This window comes from Janthinobacterium sp. KBS0711 (genome assembly GCF_000988085.1).
GTDB lineage: Bacteria > Pseudomonadota > Gammaproteobacteria > Burkholderiales > Burkholderiaceae_D > Janthinobacterium > Janthinobacterium lividum_E.
Window position 1 is genome coordinate 222,990 of sequence record NZ_LBCO01000035.1, and the last position, 21,906, is coordinate 244,895.

A 21,906-nucleotide genomic window follows, 5' to 3' on the forward strand; every position below is an offset into this window, starting at 1 on the left:
GGTGCGTGCCGCGATATCGGCAGTAGTGCTGCCCGCATTGGCGTTCAACACATAGTTGTCCGCATCACCGCCACTCAACGCCACGTTCGTCACCGTGACGGTTTTTCCAATACCCGCGTTCTTGTTGCCAAAGGCGGCGCTGCCCGCTACCGTCAGGTTGTCGCCACTGATCCTGTCGTCGCCAAAGCCGACCTGCGCGCCTGTCGTACCGTCGTACGTCTTGTTAATGCCGCTAAAACTCACGTTCAAGGTACGCGCCGCGATATCGGCCGTGGTGCTGCCCGCATTGGCGTTCAGCACATAGTTGTCCGCATCACCGCCACTCAACGCCACGTTCGTCACCGTGACGGTTTTTCCAATACCCGCGTTCTTGTTGCCAAAGGCGGCGCTGCCCGCTACCGTCAGGTTGTCGCCACTGATCCTGTCGTCGCCAAAGCCGACCTGCGCGCCTGTCGTACCGTCGTACGTCTTGTTAATGCCGTTAAAGCTCACGTTCAAGGTGCGCGCCGCGATATCGGCCGTGGTGCTGCCCGCATTGGCGTTCAGCACATAGTTGCCCGCATCGCCACCGCTCAACGCCACGTTCGTCACATGCACTGCCTTGCCAAGGCCCGCTTTCTTGTTGCCAAACGCCGCGTTGCCCGCCACGCTCAAGGCATCGCCCTGGATGCGGTCGTCGCCAAAGTTCACTTGCGCGCCCGTCGTGCCGTCATACGTCTTGTTGACGCCGTTAAAGCTCACGTTCAGGGTACGCGCCGTGATATCGGCCGTCGTGCTGCCTGCATTACCATTGAGAACATAGTTGCCCGCATCGGCGCCCGTCAGGTGGCCCGTTGCCACCTGGTAATCGACCACTTTGCCAGTGCCCGCGTTCTTGTCGCGGAAGCTGCCCTGCAAGCCCGCCATGCCGACCTGGTCGCCCGTCACGATGCCTTCGAAGTAGCCGTTCAGGGCCGCCTGCAAGCTGCCGTCGTAGACGCGGCTTTGCGCGCCCGAGACGCCATAGTTCAGCAGGCGCGCCGTGATGGCCGCCGTGCCGTCCGCCGTCGTCGCGGCCAGACTGTAGTTGCCCAGTTCATTGCCGACGAGGGCCAGTCCGCTGGCGTGCACGGCCTTGTTGCCGCCCACATTCTTGTCCAGGAAAGCGGCGCTGCCGCTGACGCTGATGTTGTCGCCCGTCACCAGATTGCCCAGCACGAAACTGGCGCCGTCGTAGCCCAGGGCGCCGTCATAGACCTTGCCGTTGCCGCCGATGCTCACCGTCAGCGCGCGCGGCGTGATGGCGAAGGTCGTCGTGCCGCCCAAGGTGATGTCGTATTTGGTCGACCACAGGCCCGTCGCTGCATAGCTGCCCACGTTGCGTGCGTTGCCGTAGCCGAGGCTGCCATTCACGCCAGTGTCGCCGTCGAGCAATCCCACATAGCCGATCGAACCGAGGAAAGCGGCCAGCTGGCCATCGTAGACCTTGCCCGTGGCGTTGCCCGAGAGGTTCACTTGCAGCGGCTTCAGGAAAGCCTTCAGCATCGGCGTCGTGTAGCCTTCGTAGATGCGCCACACGCTGTTGAAATTGTAGTCGTTGAAGCTGCCCTGCTGCTGCATCTGGGCCGTGCTGCGGCCGCTGGAGCCGCCGGCATCCATCTGCACCAGCGACGTTTCATAATTGAAAAACCCATAGCTGAACGGGGAACCGGCGGAGACGCGGCCGGCCACCGCGCCCACGGCCGCATAGCCGTCGCCAGTCACGGCGCCGCTGCTGAAAACATGGCTGACGCTGCCCGTGCTTTCACCGACCAGCCCGCCCATGTTTTCCCTGGCAAGGATGGGGTCGGCACTGCCGGACCGGCCCACGGCGCCGCTGGCGTACGTATCGTCGATGCTGCCGCCGTTCAAACCCACCAGGCCGCCGATGCTGCGCGCGCCAGTGACATTGCCGGTGGCATACGACTGGCTCAGCGCGCCCTGGTTGTTGCCGACCAGGCCGCCGATCATTTCGCGCGCACCCGTCACCACGCCGGTGGCGTACGAGGTCGTGATGCTGGCGGCGGGCGCATTCCATCCCGCCAGGCCGCCGACGGCGCCGCCGTTGTCGGCATTGACGCCGGTGACGGCGCCGCTGCTGCTGGACAACGTGATGGCGCCGCCGTTGCTGCCCACCAGGCCGCCGACATTGCGCTGGCCGCTGACGGCCATGCTGCTGTTCACGTTGTCGATAGTGCCGCTGACAACATTGCCCGCCAGCGCGCCCACGTTGGCCGTGCCGGTGACGCTGCCGCCGTTCAGGGTCAGATTGCGCAAGGTGCCGCCCTGCACGGTGCCGAACAGGCCTGCCGCCGAACCGGATGCCAGACTGCGGTCGATTTTCAAATTGCTGAGAGTAAATCCGGCGCCATCGAACACGCCGGAAAAACCGCTGCCGCTACCGGCGATGGGCACAAAACCCTGGCCATCGTTCCAGTTCACGGTGCCGCTGGCGTCGATATTGCCGGCCAGGCGATAGCTGTTGCCGAGACCCAGGCTGGCGATGCCTTGCAAGCCATATATATCGACGAGCAAATAGGGTGAAGTGACACCGTCGCCGCCGGTGACGCGCAGGAAGCTGGCGCCGCTGCCGATGGCAAAGCTTCTGGCGCTGAAGCCAGGCAGGACCGCCCCGTTTTGCATCCAGCTGCCGCCGTCGAGCACAAAGCTGCCGTCCACCGTCACGGCGCCCGTGGCCGTGATCGCGGAACCTGAATTGAGGTGCAGATCGCCGGTCCTGGCGAGCGCATCCGATATGTGGAGGCCACCCGTGTTCGTGCCGTCGCCGATGGTCAGCGACGCGGCCGAGATGCCGGCCAGTTCAACCGCGTTCAAACTCAGGGCCGCACCCGATTTGGTGCCCAGATCGATGCTGCGCGCACGGCTCAAAGGTTTGATGATCACGTTCGCGCCGCCGGCCGTGCCGCCGAAGTTGAGCGTGCCGTTAATGCCGATATTGTCTGCCTGCAGGATCACCGTCTGGCCGGCAATGCCGCTGCCCTGCAACTGATCTCCGCTACCGGTCAGGTCGATAGCACCGCCCTGGAAATTGCTGATCAGGCTCAGATGGCCGCTGCCGGCATTGACCACGCCGGCGCCACTCACGCCAGCGCCCGACAGATAAACGCTACCGCCATTGCTGGTGATCGGCGCGGCCAGATTCACATGCGAGCCAACGGCGCCAACGCTGCCGCTGCTGGCATCATTGGCCAACAATCTGACGGCTCCGCCATTGGTGCTGATGGATGCGTTGACATTGATCGTTTCGCCCGCCTGCGCCGTCAGGCCCACGCCTTGCTGCATGATATTGATGGCGCTGTTGAAATTGATGCGATGCGTTGCCTGCAAGGTGACGTTGCTGCTGGCGCCAGAAATGAGGTCGGCGCCGATGCTGGCGTTGCCAGTCGATGGCGCATCGGCGAACTGGTCGACGTCGCCCAGCTGGCCGTCCGAACCGGCGATTACGGTGATATCGTAAGGATCGAGCAGCCAGTTGCCGCGCTTGCCGCGCGCCGCGCTCGTATTGACGCGGATGCCGTCGACGGCCAGGTAATGGCCGGACGTTTCCACGAAACCGCCGTCGCCGCCCTGCGCGCCGCCGCGTGCGGAAATGCTGCCGTGCACCTGCGCCGATTCATCGCCCCAGGCGATGACCTTGCCGCCATTGCCGCTGTTGACGGCATCGGCGGTCACGCTGGCGTCCTTGCCGACGAGCACCTGGCGCGCATTCTGCACGGCCGCGTTCTTGCCCTGGTAGTCGCCGCCCAGCAAGACCGTGCCGCCGCCCGTGGCGCCGCTGGCGTCGACCTTCGCATTGCTCAGCAAACCCACCTGCTCGCCCAGCACCTGGATGTCGCCGCCCTTGCCGGTCGCGCCCGTGGCGCTGGTGACGCTGCCCGCTTCGAGCAGCGCCTTGCCGCTGGCCTTGAGGACGATCCGGCCATTGTCGCCGACGACGGCGCTGTTGGCGTTGAGCACGCCGCGTTGGCTGACCAGTGCGCCGGCCATGCCGATGCTGCCGCCTTGGGCGATGATCTGGCCCAGGTTCAGGGCCTGGTCGCTTGGCGCCGAGACGAGCACGCGCAATTGCGGATTGCCGGGGTCGGCCAGCTGCACGCTGCGCCCGGCCGCCAGGATCACTTCGCCATTTGGCGCCGTGATGATGCCCGTGTTTTCCACGTTCGGCGCGATCAACAGCACTTGCCCGCCCTTGCCCGCATTGATGGTGCCCGCATTGCCGACGCCCCCGGCCACGCCGCCAGCCGTGAACTGGCGCTTGCCGGCCAGGAAATCCTCGTTCGTCATGCCCAGGCTGGAAGCGACCAGCCCGTTCACGTCCACCTTGGCGCCCTGGCCGAAAACGATGCCGTTCGGGTTGATCAGGAAGACCTTGCCATTCGATTCCAGGCTGCCGAGGATCTTGCTGGGGTCTTGTCCCGTGATGCGATTGAGTACGGCGCTATTGCCGTTTTGCTGGATGAAGCGCGTGATTTCGCCCGCATGGATGGAAAAGCTCTGCCAGTTGATGATGGTGTTGGGCGTGTTCGTGATCGAGAAGATATTGCCCTGCTGATTGAACGTCGCCTGTCCGTTGACCACCTGCGGCAAGGCGGGGTTGGCTTGCGCGGCGCCGAAGCAGCCGGCCAGCAGCAGCGCCAGCACCGTGCGGCGCAGGGGCGGCGCAAAGGGCGGCGTCAGGATGAAAGCGGAAGCGTGCGGGACGTGGTTGTGCATGGTGTTCATCCTGATACTAGTAGGCCAAGGCGAGGCGGAAATGCAGGCGGTTGGCGCCCCGCTGTCCCGTGTCGCCGCCATTGACGACATGGGCGTAATCGAATTGCAGATTGGCGTAGCGGCTCAGCAGCAAACGCAGGCCCAGGCCGCCGCTGCCGATGCCTTGCGAGGCGCTTTCGCCGGGCAGCGCATGGTTGCGGCGCAGCCAGGCCGTGTCATAGAAGGCCAGCGCGCGGCATTGGTAGCCGAGCGCCTCGCCGCACCAATTCGGCGTGTACAGTTCCAGGTTCAGGTTGACGCCCGAATCATTCGATACCTCGCGCTCGGCAAAGCCCCGCACGGACGCGGCGCCGCCGGCGCCGAACTGCTCGCCCGGCACCAGCGCATCCGGCGTGACTTGCGCGTTGACGAGCGCGCGCCATTGCCAGTCGTTGGCCAGCACGCGTCCCGAGCTGGCGCTCAGGCGCAAGGTGTTGAAGGCAGCCTTGGCATGCGCGCGCACCCGGTCGAAATCGGCTTGCGCGCCATGCTTGCCGCCGGGGATATTGTGCGCGAAGGTGACCGCCACGCTGGTCTCGCCCGTGGGCAAGGTCCAGTTGCCGATATAGCTGACGCTGAGCGGATGCACGGTGACGTCGGCGCCCAGTTCCATGCCGAACAACTGCACACTGTTGCGGTACGCCTTGTAGTCGACGCCGTACACGAGCTTGGGTTCGAAATCGCCGCTGCGGGCAAAGTTCTGGTTGTAGCGGATGCCGGCCATGCTGCCCTGGCCGCTGACGGCCAGGTCGAAGATGCCGGCCGAGACGCTGTCCGAATCGACGTTCGAATAGCTGGCGAAAAAGTCCATCGAGTCGCCCAGCGCATACAGCGGCAAGTGGTAGCCGGCGCCATACACGCCCACCTTGTCCGGTTTTTCCAGGCTGCTCGTGTATTGCAGGCTGGCCACATGGTCGCGGCCGAACAGGTTGGCATGCTGCAGCACCACGCCCACGTGCGTCTTGCCCGTTTGCGCATTGCCCGTATTGTCCACGTTGAGCATGGCTTTCCACGGCTTTTCATCGGCCACCGTGACGATGGCGTCGATGGCGCCGGCCGGCTCGTCGGCTTGCAGGCGCACTTCGATCTTGCGCGCCGGGTTTTCATTGGCCAGCTTCAGGCTTTGCGACAGGGCCGGCACGTTCGGCGTCTCGCCTTCGCGCAAGGCCGGCAAGGCGCGCCGCACGTTGGCCTCGTCGACCCAGGTATTGCCGCTGATGGCGAGCTTGCCCAACGGCGTTTGCAGCACGCTCAGGCGCACCACGCCCCGTTCCAGCTCCTGCTCGGGCAATTGCACCTGCACGGCGCTGTAGCCGCGCTCGCGGTAGGCCGCTTCCAGCGCCTCGACGGCGCGGGCAATGTCGGAAAAATCGCGCTGCGCTCCCGTAAAGGGCGCCAGCAGGGCTTGCACCTGCGCGGGCGTGAGCAGGGTATTGCCCTGGACGTCGAAGCGGCGGATCTCGAAGCGCGGCACGCCGTCTTCCTGCGCGGCAGGAACGGCTTCATCCATGGAAACGGCAGCGGCGGCGCCGACGGCGAACAGCAGCGCGGAACCCGCAAGCAGGTGCACCAAACGATATGTCATGTGAAGGATTTCTTGTGTAACAGGACAAGCGCGCGGCCCGCAGGCGCCAGCGTGTCCGGCAATGGGTTGAAGACAAATTTTAGACGGCTTTTTAGTTTCCAGTCAGAAATTTCTAACATTTCCCCCTGATTTTTATCGCAACGCAACAAACAGCGCGCGGAGAATGGTGAAAAATGCCGAATGGCCGGCCTATTTGCTGTGTAATTCCGTCACGCCATCCCAGCCGGCAGGCGGCGGTGCGTTGCGGTACTGCTCCAGGCGCGCCGCGTATAGCCTGTACAAGCCATCATCGGGAAAGTCCGCCTGCAAGCGGGCCAGCTGCACGCCGGCCGCCGCCCAGTCGCGCGCGCGCAGACTGGCCAGCGCCGCATGCCAGCGCTCGATCTGCGCCAGCTCGGCGGCAGGGGCGCCGGCCAGCGGGCAGCGCGGCTCGAAGATGGCCACCGCTTCCTGCTTGCCAACCACTCTGACGCGGTCCAGCTCGCGGTACAGGAAATCCGGGGCGGCGGAGCGCGTGGCCTGGCCCACCACGATGCCCGCGCCATACAGCTTGCTGGCGCCTTCCAGGCGGGCGGCCAGGTTGACGCTGTCGCCCATCACGGTATAGGCGCGGCGGATGCGCGAACCCATGTCGCCCACATGCATGGGTCCCGTATTGAGGCCGATGCCGATGCGCAGCGCCGGCCAGCCGCGCGCGCAAAACTGCCGGTTCAACCGTGCCGCGCTGCCCTGCATCAGCAGGGCGCTGGCCACGGCCCGGCTGGCGTGATCGCCAAAGGCGACGGGCGCGCCCCAGAACGCCATCACGGCGTCGCCGATGTATTTGTCCAGGGTGCCGCCATGGCTGTCGCGGATATCTTCCGACATGGCCGTCAGGTATTCGTTGATGTATTCGCGCAGGGTGGCCGGCGCCAGCTGCTCGGAAATGGCCGTAAAACCGCGCACGTCGGCAAACAGCACCGTCAGTTCGCGGTTCTCGCCCTCCATCGTGTAGCGGCGCGGATCGTCGGCCATCTCGGCCACCAGTTCGGGCGCCACGTATTCGCCGAAACGTGCCACCAGCGCACGGCCCTTGCGCACCTCGAAAAAGTAGCCCCACGCCAGGTTGGCGATGAACAGCGCAAGGATCAGCAACAGCAGCACGGCGCCGCCCAGCACCAAGTCGTGCGCGGCGTACAGGTACAGGTTGATGCCGATGGCGGCCGCCAGCGCGCCCAGCGTCGCCAGCATCACGCCGGCCGGCGGCAGCACGGCCAGGGCGCCCGCCAGCAGCAGGCCAAACAGCACGACCTGCACCAATTCGAGCGCCAGTGCGTAGTCGGGCCGCGCCTTGAAGCGTCCGTCCAGCATGGACTTGATCAGGTTGGCGTGCACCTCCACCCCCGGATATTCGGCATTCACGGGCGTGGCGCGGATATCGTTCAAGCCGGGCGCCGTCGTGCCCACCAGGATGATGGCGCCCTTCAGCAGCGCGGCAGGCACCGTGCCGGCCAGCACGTCGGACGCCGAGACATAGCGGAAGGCGCCGCCATCGGGACCGCCCGCGCCGCGGTACTGCACCGTCGTCGTCAAGGCTTCACCCACGGGGATCGCCAGCGCGCCGCGCGGCGTAAACAGCATGATGTGCTCGAGGCCGCCGCTGGCCAGTTCGCGCGCCGACAGGGTATCGGCCGTGCCCGTGAAACGGGGAGCGATGGCGCGCGCCTGCAGGTAGACGGCGACGGTGGCCAGCGACAGCGAAGGATAATAGCCGTCGCCGATGCGCTGCAACAGGGTCGAGGAACGCACGACGCCATCGGCATCGGTCAGGGCCGTGAAGATGCCGGCGCCCTGCGCGGCCGCCTGCAGCGGCGCGATATTGGCTTCGTAGCCGCGCGCCACGTAGGCCGTCACCGTGCGGCCATTCAGGTCGGCGACCGTGAAGGCGGGCTTGGGCAGCACGCCCTTCCTTTGCTGCTCCGACACGCTGTAGCCCAGCACCACGGGCTGGCCGCGCATGGCTTCGGCAAACAGGCCGTCGTAATCCATGGCCGGGCGCAGTTTTTCCAGCTGCGCCGGCAAGCCGGGCACGCCCGCCAGTTCGCCCTGCGCCAAGCCTTGCAGCACGGCGTAGCCGGAACTGGTGTCCGCTTCGGGAAACGCAATATCGAAACCCAGCGCAGCCACGCCGTAGTGGCCCGTGAGCTGGCGCACCAGGCGCGCCTGGACGTCGCGGCTCCACGGAAAGCGGCCTACCTTGGCCAGGCTTTGCTCGTCGATGTCGACAATGACAATGCGGCGGTCCAGCTGCGGCGTTTCCGCGCGCATGCGCCAGTCGCCCAGCATGGCGTCAAGGCGGGCGATCGTGTCGTTGCCGGCCAGGCACAGCACGGCCGCGGCCACAGTCAAGAGCACGCCCAGCAGCGAGCGCGCCCCATGCTTGCGCCAGGCCTGCGCCAGCTTCAAGGGGTATAGCCCGGAATGGCCGCCTCGTCGACGGCATCGATCTGGCTCGGATGCATGTGCTTTTCAGCGAAGATCAGATAGACCTTGCTGCGGATGAAAACGTCGAACAGCTCCGGATCGATATGCCCGTTCAGGCTGAAATTGCCGAGGATGCGCAAGGATTCGGACAGCGACTTTCCCTTTTTATAGGGGCGGTCGCGCGCCGTCAGCGCCTCGAAAATGTCGGCGATGGCCATCAGCCGCGCCGGCACCGACATCTGCTCTTTCGTCAGCCCGCGCGGATAGCCCTTGCCATCCATGCGCTCGTGGTGGCCGCCCGCGTATTCCGGCACCTTTTGCAGGTGCTTGGGCCACGGCAGCGCCTCGAGCATGCGGATCGACACGCTGATATGGTTGTTGACGATGGCCCGCTCGGCCGCCGTCAGGGTGCCGGCGCGGATGGTCAGGTTTTCCGTCTCGTCGGCATCGAGAAAATCGCGCAGTTCGCCGTCGGCCGCGCGCCAGCGGCGCCTGGCGATCTGCCGCACTCTTTCCTGGTCGGCTTGCGCCATGCTTTCGCCGCCGATGTTGACCGTGCGGATGAAGTCGCGCTCTTCGCGCAGCGCCGCCTGCTCCTGCTCCAGCGCGCGGGCGATGGCGTCCTTTTGCTGCGGCTGCGCCGCCTGCTGGCGCAGGGCCGCGATCTCGGCGTCGCGCAGCAGCACTTCGTAGCGCGTGTCGATCAGGGCGATGCGGTCGAAGATGGTTTCCAGCTTGGTGGCCTTGTCGACCACGTGCACGGGCGTGGTGATCTTGCCGCAGTCGTGCAGCAAACCGGCCAGCCACAGCTGCTTGCGCTCGTTGTCGCTGAGCCGGAAATCGGCCAGCGGCCCCGTTTGCGTCGCGTGCGCGGCGTCGGCCAGCAGCATCGTCAGCTCGGGCACGAACTGGCAGTGGCGCCCCGTGTAGGGCGACTTTTCATCGATGCCGATATTGATCAGGGTAACCAGGGATTCCAGCAGCTCTTCCAGTTGCGAGATCAGCAGCTGATTCGTCAGCGCCACGCCCGCCTGCGCGGCCAGCGCCTCGATGAAGCGTTGGTCGGTGGAGGAAAAGGCGCGCACCTGGCCCGTCTCGCCATCCTTGGCATTGACCAGCTGCAGCACGCCGATCAGGTCGCCCTCGTGGTCGCTCATCGGCACCGTCAGGATCGATTGCGTGTGGTAGCCGTGGTGGCGGTCGAACTCGCGCATGCCGGAAAAATTGAAGACCTCGTCGCGGTAGACATCGGCGATATTCACGCTGCGGCGCATGTTCGCCGCGTACGCCGCCACGGACGCCAGGTTGGGCTGGCCCGCGCCGTCGAACAGGGGCACGCCCGGCAAGCCCATGTCGGCGCCTTGCGCGATGCCCAGGCTGTCGTTGACGCTGATGTCGAACGCCAGCTGGCGGCCCTCGCGCGCGGGCCGGTACAGGGTCGCGCCATCGGCGCCGCTCATGCTTTTTGCCAGCAGCACGATGCGCTGCAACAGCGCGCCGATGTCGTGCCCCTCGCCGCCCAGGCCGTGGCCGAGCGCGACACTGAGTTCGGTCAATTGCTCCAGTCTGTGGGCGATTTTCTCAGGGTGCAACTGAGGCATATTGGTGGCAATCAGGTAATGGGCAAGCAAAAAAGGGGAAGTCGGCAAGCGCCAGTGTAACGGCCGTCCCGCGCACTGTACATTACTTAGTCACAACAAAATGAAATTACTTTCCGTATCACAACACGCATAAATGTTGCCGCCAATCTCATTAATTAGAATAGAATCAACAATAATTACACTGTAACAAGGTACTGAATGAAATTCACGTTCAGGGGCGTGCGCGGCTCCATCCCCTCCCCCGGCCCGCGCACGGCGCGCTACGGCGGCAACACCACGTGCATCGAAGTGCGCACCGACAACGATAGCTTGATCATTCTCGATGCGGGCAGCGGCATCTTTTCGCTGGCGCAGCAACTGCCGCCGGGCCAGCCCGTCGACGCGTACGTCTTCATCACGCACAGCCACTGGGACCATATCCACGGCTTGCCCATGTTCTCGCCCCTGTTCGTGGCCGGCAACCGCATGCGCCTGCATGGCGCCCTGGACGGCAGCAGCGGGCGCGGCATCGAGCACGTGATGGCGGTGCAGCTGCAAGGCAGCTATTTTCCCGTCAGCGAAGCGGCCATGGCGGCCAGCATCGAGTACCGCACCCTGGCGCCCGGCGAAGCCGTCGAGGTGGGCGGCGCGCGCGTGCGCGGCGCGGAAATGAACCATCCCGTCGTCAACCTCGGTTACCGCATCGACTGCGGCGGCGCCTCGCTGTTTTTCAGCGGCGACCATGAACCGTTCTACAACCTGCATCCGCCCGGCCACGCCGAGCATGCCGCCTGCGCGGCGCGCAATGCGCAGCGCCAGGCCGGCATCGACGCGCTGGTCGCCGGCGTCGACGCGCTGATCATGGATTGCTCGTACACGCGCGAGGAATACCCGGGCAAGCAGGGCTGGGGCCACGGCACCTTCGACGCCGCCTTCGACCTGGCCCTGCGCTGCGGCGCACGGCGCCTGTACTGCACCCACCACGAACCGACCCGCAGCGACGAGCAGCTCGAAGCCGTGTTTGCCGACGTGATGGGCCGCTACAGCAGCCGTCTCGATGGCCTGCAAGTGTTCCTCGCCAGCGAGGGACTGACGGTCGAACTGGCCGACGCATAAAAAAAGGGAACCTTTTGGTTCCCTTTTTTATACATGCGCCCAGTTGGCACAAGGCCCTCTGAAAACCGTAGCGAGCAAGCCCGATATCGGATTGAGTAGCGGAGCTGTACTTTAGTACAGTGAGCAACGGAGATTCGATAGTGGGCTGCGCAGTAGGTTTGCAGAGGCGCCTTACATGATGTGGTGGCCAATCCACCAAGCGACTGCTGCCACGAAAGCGGAAGCGGGAATCGTGAAGATCCAGGCCCAGACGATATTGCCCGCCACGCCCCAGCGCACGGCCGACATCTTCTGCGACGAACCGACGCCGACGATGGCGCCCGTGATGGTGTGCGTGGTCGACACGGGAATGCCCAGCGCCGTCGAGACGAACAGGGTGATCGCGCCGCCCGTTTCGGCGCAGAAGCCGCCGACCGGTTTGAGCTTGGTGATCTTCTGGCCCATGGTCTTGACGATGCGCCAGCCACCGAACAGGGTGCCAAAGCTGATGGCCGTATAGCACGAGATGATGACCCACATCGGCGGCATGGCGTCGGCTGAACTGGAGTAGCCTGCGGCGATCAGCAGCATCCAGATGATGCCGATGGTTTTCTGCGCATCGTTGCCGCCGTGGCCCAGGCTGTAGGCGGCCGCCGAGACCAACTGCAAACGGCGGAACCACTTGTCGACCTTGCGCGGCGTCGAACGCACGAATATCCATGACACGATCAGCATCATGATGGAGCCGAACACGAAGCCCAGTACCGGTGCGATGACGATGAAGGCGACGGTTTTCCACAGGCCGGCCGCGACCAGCGCGCCCGTGCCGGACTTGGCGACAGCGGCGCCCACCAGGCCGCCGATCAGGGCGTGCGAGGACGACGATGGAATGCCGTAGTACCAGGTAAACAAATTCCAGAAGATGGCGCCCATCAGCGCGCCGAAGATCACGTACTGGTCGATCACGGCCGGATCGATGGTGCCCTTGCCCACTGTGGCGGCCACGGTCAGCTGGTGGAACACGAAGATGGCGACGAAGTTGAACGTGGCGGCCATGGCAACCGCGGTCTGCGGTTTCAATACGCCCGTCGAGACCACCGTGGCGATCGCGTTGGCGGCATCGTGGAAGCCGTTCATGAAGTCAAACAGCAGCGCCAGGACGATCAACAGGCCTAGCACGTAGATGCTGATTTGTATGGTCATTATAGTTTCTTTTCTGATTCTGGTTCAGGACAGGCCCAACGCTTACGCGTTTTCGACGATGATGCCTTCGATAATATTGGACACGTCTTCGCAACGGTCGGTCACGGTTTCCAGAATTTCGTAGATCGCTTTCAGCTTGATCAGGTTGCGCACGTCCGGTTCGTCGCGGAACAGCTTGGACATGGCGGCGCGCATCACGTGATCGGCGTCCGATTCCAGGCGATCGATCTCTTCGCAGATGGCGACGATCTTGCGCGAGTTGTCCATGTTGTGCAGCATGGCGACGGCGTCGCGCACTTTTTCGGTACAGGCCAGCACCAGTTCGGCCAGGCGCTTGGCTTCCGGCGTGACGGCCTTCAGGTCGTACAGCGAGACGGTTTGCGCCGCATCTTCCAGCAGGTCGAGGATGTCGTCCTGGCGCGTGATCAGCTGATGGATGTCGTCGCGGTCGATCGGCGTGATGAAGGTCTTGTGCAGCATTTCCACGGTGGCGTAGGTGACTTTGTCCGCCTGTTTCTCGATGCTTTCGATCGCATGCACGCGGTTTTCCAGGTCGTCGAAATTGGTCATCAGGCCGAGCATCTCTTTGGCGCCCTTGACGCACAGTTCCGCGTGCTGGTTAAACAATTCAAAAAACTTGCCCTCAGTGGGCATCAAGCGTCCAAACATGTCATTCTCCGTTAAGCATTGAGTCGTGTTATTTACTACAGAAAGCCGCCCCGTTGTCGGGGGCGGCCAATGGAATATCAGTGCTGCTGTGTTAGTCGCCTTGGTAAAGCGCCAGGCCACCACTGTAATTGCCAAATTTGGTGTACTGCCCCATGAAGGTGAGGCGGATGCTGCCGATTGGACCGTTACGCTGTTTACCGATGATGATCTCGGCCGTTCCCTTGTCCGGCGAGTCGGGGTTATACACCTCGTCGCGGTAAATGAACAGGATCACGTCGGCATCCTGCTCAATAGCGCCCGATTCGCGCAAGTCGGACATGACAGGACGTTTGTTCGGGCGTTGTTCCAGCGAGCGGTTCAGCTGGGACAGCGCGATCACGGGGCAACCGAGTTCTTTCGCCAGGCCTTTCAAGCCCCGCGAAATCTCGGAAATCTCCGTGGCGCGGTTGTCGCCCGGCGTATTGGCCGACATCAGTTGCAAGTAATCGACGATGATCAGGCCCAGCTTGCCGCATTGACGCGACAAGCGGCGCGAGCGGGCGCGCAATTCGATGGAATTGAGCGCCGGCGTTTCATCGATGTACAACTGCGCGTCGTTCATCTTCTGGATCGCATTCGTCAGGCGCGGCCAGTCTTCGTCGTTCAGGCGGCCAGTACGCAAACGGTGCTGGTCGAGCTGCCCGACGGAGCCGAGCATACGCATGGCCAGCTGGGCGCCGCCCATCTCCATCGAGAACACGGCCACGGGCAAGCCGCTGTCGATGGCCACGTTTTCGCCGATGTTGACGGAAAACGCCGTCTTGCCCATCGACGGACGGCCCGCCACGATCACCAAGTCGCCCGGCTGCAGACCCGAGGTCATGCGGTCGAGGTCGATGAAACCGGTGGGCACGCCCGTGATTTCACTCTGGTTGTCACGGCTGTACAGTTCGTCGATGCGCTCGACCACCTGCGTCAGCAGAGGCTGGATGGCGGTCCAGCCCTGGGCGCCGCGCGCACCTTCTTCGGCGATGGCAAAAATCTTCGACTCGGCCTCGTCAAGCATCTGCTTGACTTCCTTGCCTTGCGGGCTGAAGGCCGTGCCGGAGATATCGTCGGCGACGGTGATGAGTTTACGCAGCACGCCGCGGTCGCGCACGATCTCGGCGTAGCGCCGGATGTTCGCGGCCGATGGCGTGTTTTGCGCCATGGCGTTCAGGTAAGCGAGTCCGCCCACATCATCGGCCTTGCCGAGCTGGGTCAGGGTTTCAAAAACAGTAATGACATCGGCTGGCTTGGAAGCGTTAACCATCTTGACGATTTGCTCGAAGATGATGCGATGGTCATAGCGATAGAAATCCTCCGCATGCATGAAGTCGGCGATGCGGTCATACGCGGCATTGTCGCGCAGCAGACCACCGATAACGGATTGTTCTGCTTCGATCGAATGCGGCGGAATACGGAGGGAATCCAGTTGCGGATCAGAGGGGGCGTTCATGGCGCGAATTATACCCGCTTCGGCGTGCTGGCAAAAATAAAGGGCTGAAATTGAGCGAAAAAAAGGCCACAAAAAAGCCGGGCGAACCCGGCTTTTCATAGTGCGGCAATGCTTGCGGGCCAGGCCCGCAGACAATTACGCGTTCGCGTCTGGAACGACAGCGATAACAACTTCCACGACCACGTCGGTGTGCAGAGCAACCGAAACGTTGTGCTCGCCAACGATCTTCAGCGGGCCGGTAGGCATGCGGATTTGTGCTTTTTCAACAGCAAAACCTTGCTTGGTCAGCGCTTCAGCGATGTCGAAGTTGGTGACGGAACCGAACAGACGGCCATCAACACCAGCTTTTTGAGCAACTTGAACGGTCAGGCCGCTCAGTTTTTCGCCCTGGGCTTGCGATGCGGCCAGTTTGGCGGCAGCAGCTTTTTCCAGTTCGGCGCGCTTGACTTCGAATTCAGCCACAGCGGTTGCCGTAGCACGACGTGCCAGGCGTTGCGGGATCAGGAAGTTACGTGCGTAACCGTCTTTGACTTTGACGACTTCGCCGAGGTTACCGACGTTAACAACTTTTTCTAACAGAATGATTTGCATAGTTCTTCTCCAGGAATATCTGACCGATTAAGCGTGGTGCAGATCGGTGTATGGCAGCAGCGCGAGGAAGCGAGCGCGCTTGATTGCGGTGTCAACTTGGCGCTGGTAGTGCGCTTTGGTACCGGTCAGGCGTGCTGGCATGATCTTGCCGTTTTCTTGGACGAAGTCTTTCAGCGTGTCGACGTCTTTGTAGTCGACTTGCTCAACGTGAGCTGCGGTGAAGCGGCAGAACTTCTTGCGTTTGAACAACGGGTTTTGCTGTTTGCGTTTTTCTTTAAGCTTGAGCTTATTTTTGTCGAACTTTTTACCGAATGCCATGTCAGGCTCCTGTATCTAAAATGCGCTAGTCAGAATTGACTGCACTAAAATCAATGATGTGAAACACCAAACTCTTGCTGTTGCGGCTCTTCCTGGCCAGGAAACCCGTGAACTGATACACCCCGCCCAAGCTTGCCTGGCTGAACCGGCCTGAAATTTCGCCAGCGGCTAGCGCGGCAACATCAAACTCGGTCAAACGGGCAATCCCTGCTTCCATCTGCTGCGAACTGTGTTGCAATACTGCATTCACAATCGGCAGCCCTGCCGGGGTATAGCGCAATATTTCGCGCTCGGCAATGATGGCGGTTACTTGTAGCTGGTTCAGCGCACGATCCCGGTCAAGAATTAAGCTGCTGCTGCGGCTGGAGCGGCTGCTGGTGCTTCGGTGCGGTGGCTTTTGGCCGCGTCTTCGCGTTGTACCGATTTCATCATCGGCGAAGGAGCTGTTTCAGCTTTCTTCATTTTAACGGTCAGGTGACGCAACACGGCATCATTGAATTTGAATGCTGTTTCCAACTCGACCAGGGTCTCGTTGTCGCATTCGATGTTCAGGCAGATGTAGTGTGCTTTAGGCAGCTTTTGGATCGAGTAAGCCATTTGACGGCGGCCCCAATCTTCCACGCGGTGAACCGAACCGCCGCGGGTGGTTACGCTGGCTTTGTAGCGTTCGATCATCGCGGGCACTTGCTCGCTTTGGTCCGGATGGACGATAAAGACTATTTCATAATGACGCATGCAAACTCCTTCAGGTCGGATTGATAATCGCCCACCCCGGCGTCAAGACGGGTGTGGGAAGGTCAGCCGAAGATTATAACCGCCTTTTGCAAACGTTTCAATCATTCCTTCCACAAGCGCGCGAAAAGCCCGTGCGCCGCCGCGCTTTGCGCCCATGGGCAAGTATTTCTTGCGAAATTCGCCCAAAACACGGAAATCCCCTTGCATAGTGGACGATACTGTACAAAAATACAGACTGTTCATATAGACAGCATTTTAGTATGCACCCACCGCTCATGATCAAGCTGACAGCACGACAAGAACAAATCCTGAACCTGATCAAGGACGCGATTGAAAACACGGGCTTTCCTCCTACCCGTGCCGAAATCGCCAATGAACTGGGTTTCAAATCGGCCAACGCGGCTGAAGAGCATTTGCAGGCCCTGGCCCGCAAGGGCGCGATCGAGATTTCGCCCGGCACCTCGCGCGGCATCCGCCTGATCGGCGCGGCCGCCGAAGCGCCGCCGTCGAAAGTGCCGGCAGCGCTGCTGATGTCGCTGCCCCTGATCGGCCGGGTGGCGGCAGGCTCGCCCATCCTGGCGCAGGAAAACCTGGAAGCGAGCTACAACGTCGACCCGGCCCTGTTCTCGGCCAAGCCCGACTTCCTGCTGAAAGTGCGCGGCTGGTCCATGCGCGACGCCGGCATCATGGATGGCGACTTGCTGGCCGTGAAAAAGGTCGACAGCGCCAAGAATGGCCAGATCGTCGTCGCCCGCATCGGCGACGAAGTCACCGTCAAGCGCTACAAGAAGACGGGCTCCGTCATCGAACTGCTGCCGGAGAACCCGGACTTCAAGGTGATCACCGTGTCGCCCGAAGACGAGTTTGCGTTGGAAGGCCTCGCCGTCGGACTGATGCGCAGCTGGCATTAAACTGCAGCACGTAAAAAAGGGCCGCGACAGCATGACTGTCGCGGCCCTTTTTACATGGTGCGCGGCTGCTTATGCATCCAGCGCACTGCTGAAATCCTCCAGCAGATCGGCCTCATCTTCGATGCCCACCGACACGCGGATCAGGGATTCGGCGATGCCCATGCTGGCGCGGCGCTCGGCACCCATCTCGTAGAAAATCGTGTGGGCGACGGGAATGACGAGGGTGCGCGTGTCGCCCAGGTTGCTCGCTGGAATAGCCAAATTCAAACGATTGAGGAAATCGAAGCAGTCGATGCCATCCTTCAGCTCAAAGCTGAACAGCGAGCCATAGCTGCGGAACAAGTCCGTCGCCAGCGCGTGCTGCGGGTGCGACGCCAGGCCCGGGTAGTGCACGGCCGCCACTCTCGGGTCGGCGGCAAGCATGGTCGCCAGCGCCAGGGCGTTCGAGCAGGTGCGGTCCATGCGCAAGGCCATGGTTTCCGCGCCGACAGCGATATGGTGCGCCGCTTCCGGCCCCAGCGAAGCGCCGAAGTCGCGCAAGGCCTTGGCGCGGATTTGCGCGATGCCCCACTGGGCGGGCGCCGCCTTTTTATAATTTTCAAAGATGTTCGGATACCGCGTCCAGTCGAACACGCCCGTGTCCGTCAAGCTGCCGCCCAGCGCATTGCCATGGCCGCCGATGGATTTCGTCAAGGCATTGACCACCAGACCCGCGCCCACGGCTTTCGGGCGGAACAGATATGGCGTCGTCATCGTGTTGTCGACGATATACAAAATGCCCTTCTCCCGGCACAAGTCGCCGATCCTTGCCAGGTCGGCGATCTGCGTACGGGGATTGGCGATGGTTTCCACAAACACAATGCGCGTGGCCGGCGTGATGGCGGCCGCCACGTTGGCGACATCGGTGGCGTCGACGAACGACACGGCTATGCCCTGCCCCGTCACCGTTTGCCACAGGCTGTTGGTGTTGCCAAACAAAAAGGCCGACGATACGACATGGTCACCGGCGCGCAACAGCGATTGCACCACGGCGCCGATGGCGCCCATGCCGGTGGCGAAGCACAAAGTCGCCACGCCGTCTTCCATCTTGTTGACCTTGTCTTCCAGCGCGGAGACGGTCGGGTTGCCTTGGCGGCCATAACGGAAGCCCGGCTCCTTGCCCTGGAACACGGACGCGAGCTGGCGCGCATCGGCGTAACCGAAGGCAACGGAAGTATGCACGGGCTTGTGCAGCGAGCCGTGCTCGATGCCCTTGCGGCGGTCGTTATGCAGGATGGTGGTGGTGAAGCCGTAGTTTTTTTTGGTGGTCATGGTGGAAGTTCCAAATACTCGTCTTGCCGCTTAATCCAAGGCAAGTGCTGGGGTCAGACCCAGCGGGTCTGACCCCGAAAAAAAAGCCCGGCAATAGCCGGGCCTAGTATCAAGCCTCGGTAGTAGCGAGGTTCAGGTTCAGCTGGGAACGCGGCGTATCTTCGGGCGCTGCCGCCTTCGGATGGTGGCGCGCATATTCCAGGCGGTCCAGGTATTCCTGCGACACGTCGCCCGTCACGTAGACGCCATCGAAGCACGACGCCTCGAAATTGGTCAGTGCCGGGTTGACGTCGGCGATCGCCTGCTTCAGCGCGCCGATATCCTGGTAGACCAGGTAGTCGGCCGTGATTTCGCGGCACACTTCTTCCGTCGTGCGGCCGTAGGCGATCAGCTCGTCGCGCGTCGGCATGTCGATGCCGTACACGTTCGGGTAGATCACCGGTGGCGCGGCCGAAGCGAAGATGACCTTGGTCGCGCCCGCTTCACGCGCCATCTGTACGATTTCACGGCTGGTGGTGCCGCGCACGATGGAATCGTCGACCAGCAGCACCACTTTATCCTTGAATTCGGACGGGATCGCGTTGAGCTTCTGGCGCACGGATTTCTTGCGCGCCGCCTGGCCCGGCATGATGAAGGTGCGGCCGATGTAGCGGTTCTTGATGAAGCCTTCGCGGTACTCGATGTTCAGCGCCATGGCCAGCTGGATGGCGGCCGGACGCGAGGAATCGGGAATCGGCATGACCACGTCGATATGCACGCCTGGCAACTCGGCGCGGATCTTCTCGGCCAGGTATTCGCCCATTTTCAGGCGCGTGGCGTACACGGAGGCGCCGTCGATGACGGAGTCGGGACGGGCCAGGTAGACGAATTCGAACACGCAAGGGTTCAGGCTGGCATTGTCGGCGCACTGGGCGCTGTGCAATTTCTTGTCGGCATCGATAAAGACGGCTTCGCCGGGACCGATGTCGCGCACGAAGCGGAAGCCCATACCTTCCAGGGCCACGGATTCGGAAGCGATCAGGTATTCGGGACCCTGCTCCGTTTCATTGATGCCCAGGCACAACGGACGGATGCCGTGCGGGTCGCGGAAGGCCAGCAAGCCCACCCCGGCGATTTGCGCGACGGCAGCGTAACCACCCTTGACGCGGCGGTTCAGCACGGTAACGGCCTTGAAGATGGCTTCCGGGTCCAGGTTCAGGCCCGTCGTCGCTTCCTGGATTTCATGCGCCAGCACGTTGAGCAGCACTTCCGAATCGGAATCGGTATTGATGTGGCGGCGGTCGTTCTTGAACATTTCCAGCTTCAACTGTTCCCAGTTGGTCAGGTTGCCATTGTGCGCCAGCGTGATGCCGAACGGCGCATTCACATAGAACGGTTGTGCTTCCTCTTCGCTCGACGAACCGGCCGTCGGGTAACGGCAATGGCCGATGCCCGTCGTGCCTTGCAGCGAACGCATGTTGCGCGTACGGAAGACGTCACGCACGAGGCCATTGGCTTTGTGCATGGAAAACATACTGCTGTGATTGGTCGCAATCCCAGCCGCGTCCTGACCGCGATGTTGCAGGAGCAACAATGCATCATAGAGCAATTGATTGACAGGTTGATGGGAAACGACGCCGACGATGCCACACATGGTGTGCTCCTAAACTGTGCTACTGATTTTAAAAAAATTCAAAATTTCACATGCTGCGCGTAAGCGGCAGGCAGATAAGGCTTGATGGCGCGCGCGCCCTGCTCCGCGAGCGGGCTGAGCTGCGCGTTTTTCCAGAATGGCTGCTGCGGTATGGACGTCATCCCACACAAGATGACGGCGGTCAGCACGATCACAAGGCCCCGCGCCACGCCGAACAGGGTGCCCAGGGTGCGGTCGGCCAGGCTCAGGCCCGTTACCTTGACGAGCGCGTCGACCGTCATGGACAGCAATCCCATCAAAATGCGCACGCCGATGAACAGCACAACGAAAGCCAGCAGCAAACGGATGGCTTCGCCCGGCACGGCTTCCGGCAGGAATTTCGCCAGGGTGGCGCCATAGGCGTTGGCAATGACGAAGGCCACGATCCAGCTGACCAATGACAGTATTTCCTTGACCAGGCCACGCATCATGCTGATCAGCACGGACGTCACCAGCACGAACAGCACCAGGTAATCGAAGATCGTCACGCCGATTCAGCCTTGCAACATCACGCCGGTACCAGGCTGCCGCCCAGGCCCAGCTTTTGCAGCTTGGCGCGGGTCTTTTCAGCGTCTTCGCGGCTGCCGAACGGCCCCACGCGCACGCGGATGCGTTCGCCCGCCGGGCTGGAGACTTTCTGCGTGTACGACTTGATGCCCGCATCGCGCAGCTTGTCCTGCAATTCATCGACCTTGTCCTGCGTCGCCAGGGCCGCCACTTGCACCACGAACTTGCCGCTGCCGGCGTCGTGCGCCTTGTCCTGTGCTTTCTCTTGCGGCTTGCCTTCCAGGATCGCCAGCGCGCGCGCGGCATCGTCAGCCGATTGCGCCGGCTTGGCAGGCTTCGGCTCAGGCTTGGCTTCCGGCTTTACTTCATGCTTGGGCTCAGGCTTGGCTTCGGGCTTGGACTCGTGTTTCGGCTCGGGCTTGGTTTCGTGCTTCGGCTCCGGTTTCGGCTCCACCTTGACCGGCTTGGGTTCAGGCTTGGGCTCGGGTTTCGGTTCCACATAGGTCGGCTTGACCGGTGCAGGCTGGGCGGCCGCCAGCACGGGTGCCGGTGTCGGTGCAGGGGTCGGCTTGGCCGCAGGCGGCAGCGGCGCGTCGACGATTTCCTCGGACTGGTCCAGGCCATTTGCCGCGGCCCGGGCCGGAACGGCCGGCACGGGCGCCGGTGCAGGCGCGACGGCCTTTTCCTTCGACGGAATGTCGATGGCGATATCGTTGAACGGCGCCTTCGGCTCGGAGTCGAGCAGCATCGGCAAGCCGACAGCCACGCCCAGGGCCAGGGCAATGGCCCCGACCAGGCGGCGACGTGCGCGCTTTTTTTCAGGCAAGACCGGGTCCGGCGCTTCCTTGCCGCCACGGCGCGATCCACCGCCACCGGCCGTGTTGGCTGCGCGCTTGCGGGTCGGCGACTGTGCTTCGCCAGGGACATAAAAGCCGCTGTCTTCGCCAGAGGATTCTTGCTTGTTTTTAAACAGTTTCGAGAACAAGCCCATGCGTGAT

The 21,906-nt window shown here is 62.7% G+C and carries 18 protein-coding genes; 2 read left to right on the forward strand and 16 right to left on the reverse strand.

Annotation, left to right across the window (positions count from 1 at the left end):
• From VM94_RS28390 to VM94_RS24195, 4 genes are all read right to left on the reverse strand, one after another.
• The coding region (locus VM94_RS28390; protein WP_144417563.1) for a beta strand repeat-containing protein at positions 1 to 4,752 on the reverse strand (4,752 nt) is incomplete at its 3' end.
• 16 nt (positions 4,753 to 4,768) lie between these two features.
• Positions 4,769 to 6,376 (reverse strand): ShlB/FhaC/HecB family hemolysin secretion/activation protein, encoded by a 1,608-nt coding sequence (locus VM94_RS24185; protein WP_046685786.1) that lies wholly within the window; start codon positions 6,374 to 6,376, stop codon positions 4,769 to 4,771.
• A gap of 189 nt (positions 6,377 to 6,565) precedes the next feature.
• Positions 6,566 to 8,821 carry a CHASE2 domain-containing protein gene (locus VM94_RS24190; protein ID WP_046685787.1) on the reverse strand — a complete coding sequence of 752 codons (2,256 nt, stop codon included), beginning with the start codon at positions 8,819 to 8,821 and terminating at the stop codon, positions 6,566 to 6,568.
• Entirely contained in the window at positions 8,818 to 10,440 is a 1,623-nt protein-coding gene (locus VM94_RS24195; RefSeq protein ID WP_046686234.1) for a GAF and HD-GYP domain-containing protein, read from the reverse strand. Before VM94_RS24195 ends, VM94_RS24190 begins: the two co-directional genes overlap by 4 nt.
• Before the next feature lie 198 nt (positions 10,441 to 10,638).
• Here VM94_RS24195 and VM94_RS24200 point away from each other — a divergent pair, with 198 nt between their 5' ends.
• Positions 10,639 to 11,535 carry an MBL fold metallo-hydrolase gene (locus VM94_RS24200; RefSeq protein WP_046685788.1) on the forward strand — a complete coding sequence of 299 codons (897 nt, stop codon included), beginning with the start codon at positions 10,639 to 10,641 and terminating at the stop codon, positions 11,533 to 11,535.
• Between the two features lie 171 nt (positions 11,536 to 11,706).
• On the opposite strand, the gene VM94_RS24205 is transcribed toward VM94_RS24200, so the two are convergent.
• The 8 genes from VM94_RS24205 to VM94_RS29260 all read right to left on the reverse strand — a co-directional run bounded on the left by VM94_RS24205 (position 11,707) and on the right by VM94_RS29260 (position 16,750).
• Positions 11,707 to 12,720: an inorganic phosphate transporter gene (locus tag VM94_RS24205; RefSeq protein ID WP_034750483.1), complete on the reverse strand. Its 1,014-nt coding sequence runs from the start codon at positions 12,718 to 12,720 to the stop codon at positions 11,707 to 11,709.
• Positions 12,721 to 12,759: 39 nt separating this feature from the next.
• Positions 12,760 to 13,386, reverse strand: a complete 627-nt coding sequence (locus tag VM94_RS24210) for a DUF47 domain-containing protein (protein ID WP_010400015.1) — start codon at positions 13,384 to 13,386, stop codon at positions 12,760 to 12,762.
• A 91-nt stretch (positions 13,387 to 13,477) separates the two neighbouring features.
• Complete coding sequence (locus VM94_RS24215) at positions 13,478 to 14,863, reverse strand: replicative DNA helicase (RefSeq protein ID WP_034750488.1); 1,386 nt, start codon at positions 14,861 to 14,863, stop codon at positions 13,478 to 13,480.
• Positions 14,864 to 14,998: 135 nt separating this feature from the next.
• Positions 14,999 to 15,454, reverse strand: coding sequence for a 50S ribosomal protein L9 (gene rplI, locus VM94_RS24220; RefSeq protein WP_034783456.1), 456 nt, complete (start codon positions 15,452 to 15,454; stop codon positions 14,999 to 15,001).
• Between the two features lie 27 nt (positions 15,455 to 15,481).
• Positions 15,482 to 15,772, reverse strand: coding sequence for a 30S ribosomal protein S18 (gene rpsR / locus VM94_RS24225; protein WP_010400024.1), 291 nt, complete (start codon positions 15,770 to 15,772; stop codon positions 15,482 to 15,484).
• 25 nt (positions 15,773 to 15,797) lie between these two features.
• Positions 15,798 to 16,097, reverse strand: coding sequence for a primosomal replication protein N (gene priB / locus VM94_RS24230; protein WP_034783455.1), 300 nt, complete (start codon positions 16,095 to 16,097; stop codon positions 15,798 to 15,800).
• 20 nt (positions 16,098 to 16,117) lie between these two features.
• Positions 16,118 to 16,507, reverse strand: a complete 390-nt coding sequence (gene rpsF / locus VM94_RS24235) for a 30S ribosomal protein S6 (RefSeq protein WP_034750499.1) — start codon at positions 16,505 to 16,507, stop codon at positions 16,118 to 16,120.
• Positions 16,508 to 16,549: 42 nt separating this feature from the next.
• On the reverse strand, positions 16,550 to 16,750 hold the full coding sequence (locus VM94_RS29260; RefSeq protein WP_235433010.1) for a hypothetical protein: 201 nt from the start codon (positions 16,748 to 16,750) through the stop codon (positions 16,550 to 16,552).
• 32 nt (positions 16,751 to 16,782) lie between these two features.
• Between VM94_RS29260 and lexA the strand changes: the two genes are divergently transcribed.
• Positions 16,783 to 17,418 (forward strand): transcriptional repressor LexA, encoded by a 636-nt coding sequence (gene lexA, locus VM94_RS24240; RefSeq protein ID WP_034750502.1) that lies wholly within the window; start codon positions 16,783 to 16,785, stop codon positions 17,416 to 17,418.
• 69 nt (positions 17,419 to 17,487) lie between these two features.
• Here the strand turns inward: lexA and VM94_RS24245 are convergent, their stop codons facing one another.
• The 4 genes from VM94_RS24245 to VM94_RS24260 all read right to left on the reverse strand — a co-directional run bounded on the left by VM94_RS24245 (position 17,488) and on the right by VM94_RS24260 (position 21,899).
• Positions 17,488 to 18,729 carry a cystathionine gamma-synthase family protein gene (locus tag VM94_RS24245; RefSeq protein ID WP_046685789.1) on the reverse strand — a complete coding sequence of 414 codons (1,242 nt, stop codon included), beginning with the start codon at positions 18,727 to 18,729 and terminating at the stop codon, positions 17,488 to 17,490.
• A 109-nt stretch (positions 18,730 to 18,838) separates the two neighbouring features.
• Positions 18,839 to 20,362 (reverse strand): amidophosphoribosyltransferase, encoded by a 1,524-nt coding sequence (gene purF, locus VM94_RS24250; protein ID WP_034750508.1) that lies wholly within the window; start codon positions 20,360 to 20,362, stop codon positions 18,839 to 18,841.
• Positions 20,363 to 20,400: 38 nt separating this feature from the next.
• Positions 20,401 to 20,889 (reverse strand): CvpA family protein, encoded by a 489-nt coding sequence (locus tag VM94_RS24255; protein WP_046685790.1) that lies wholly within the window; start codon positions 20,887 to 20,889, stop codon positions 20,401 to 20,403.
• Positions 20,890 to 20,909: 20 nt separating this feature from the next.
• Positions 20,910 to 21,899 (reverse strand): SPOR domain-containing protein, encoded by a 990-nt coding sequence (locus VM94_RS24260; protein ID WP_046685791.1) that lies wholly within the window; start codon positions 21,897 to 21,899, stop codon positions 20,910 to 20,912.
• Positions 21,900 to 21,906 lie beyond the last annotated feature (7 nt).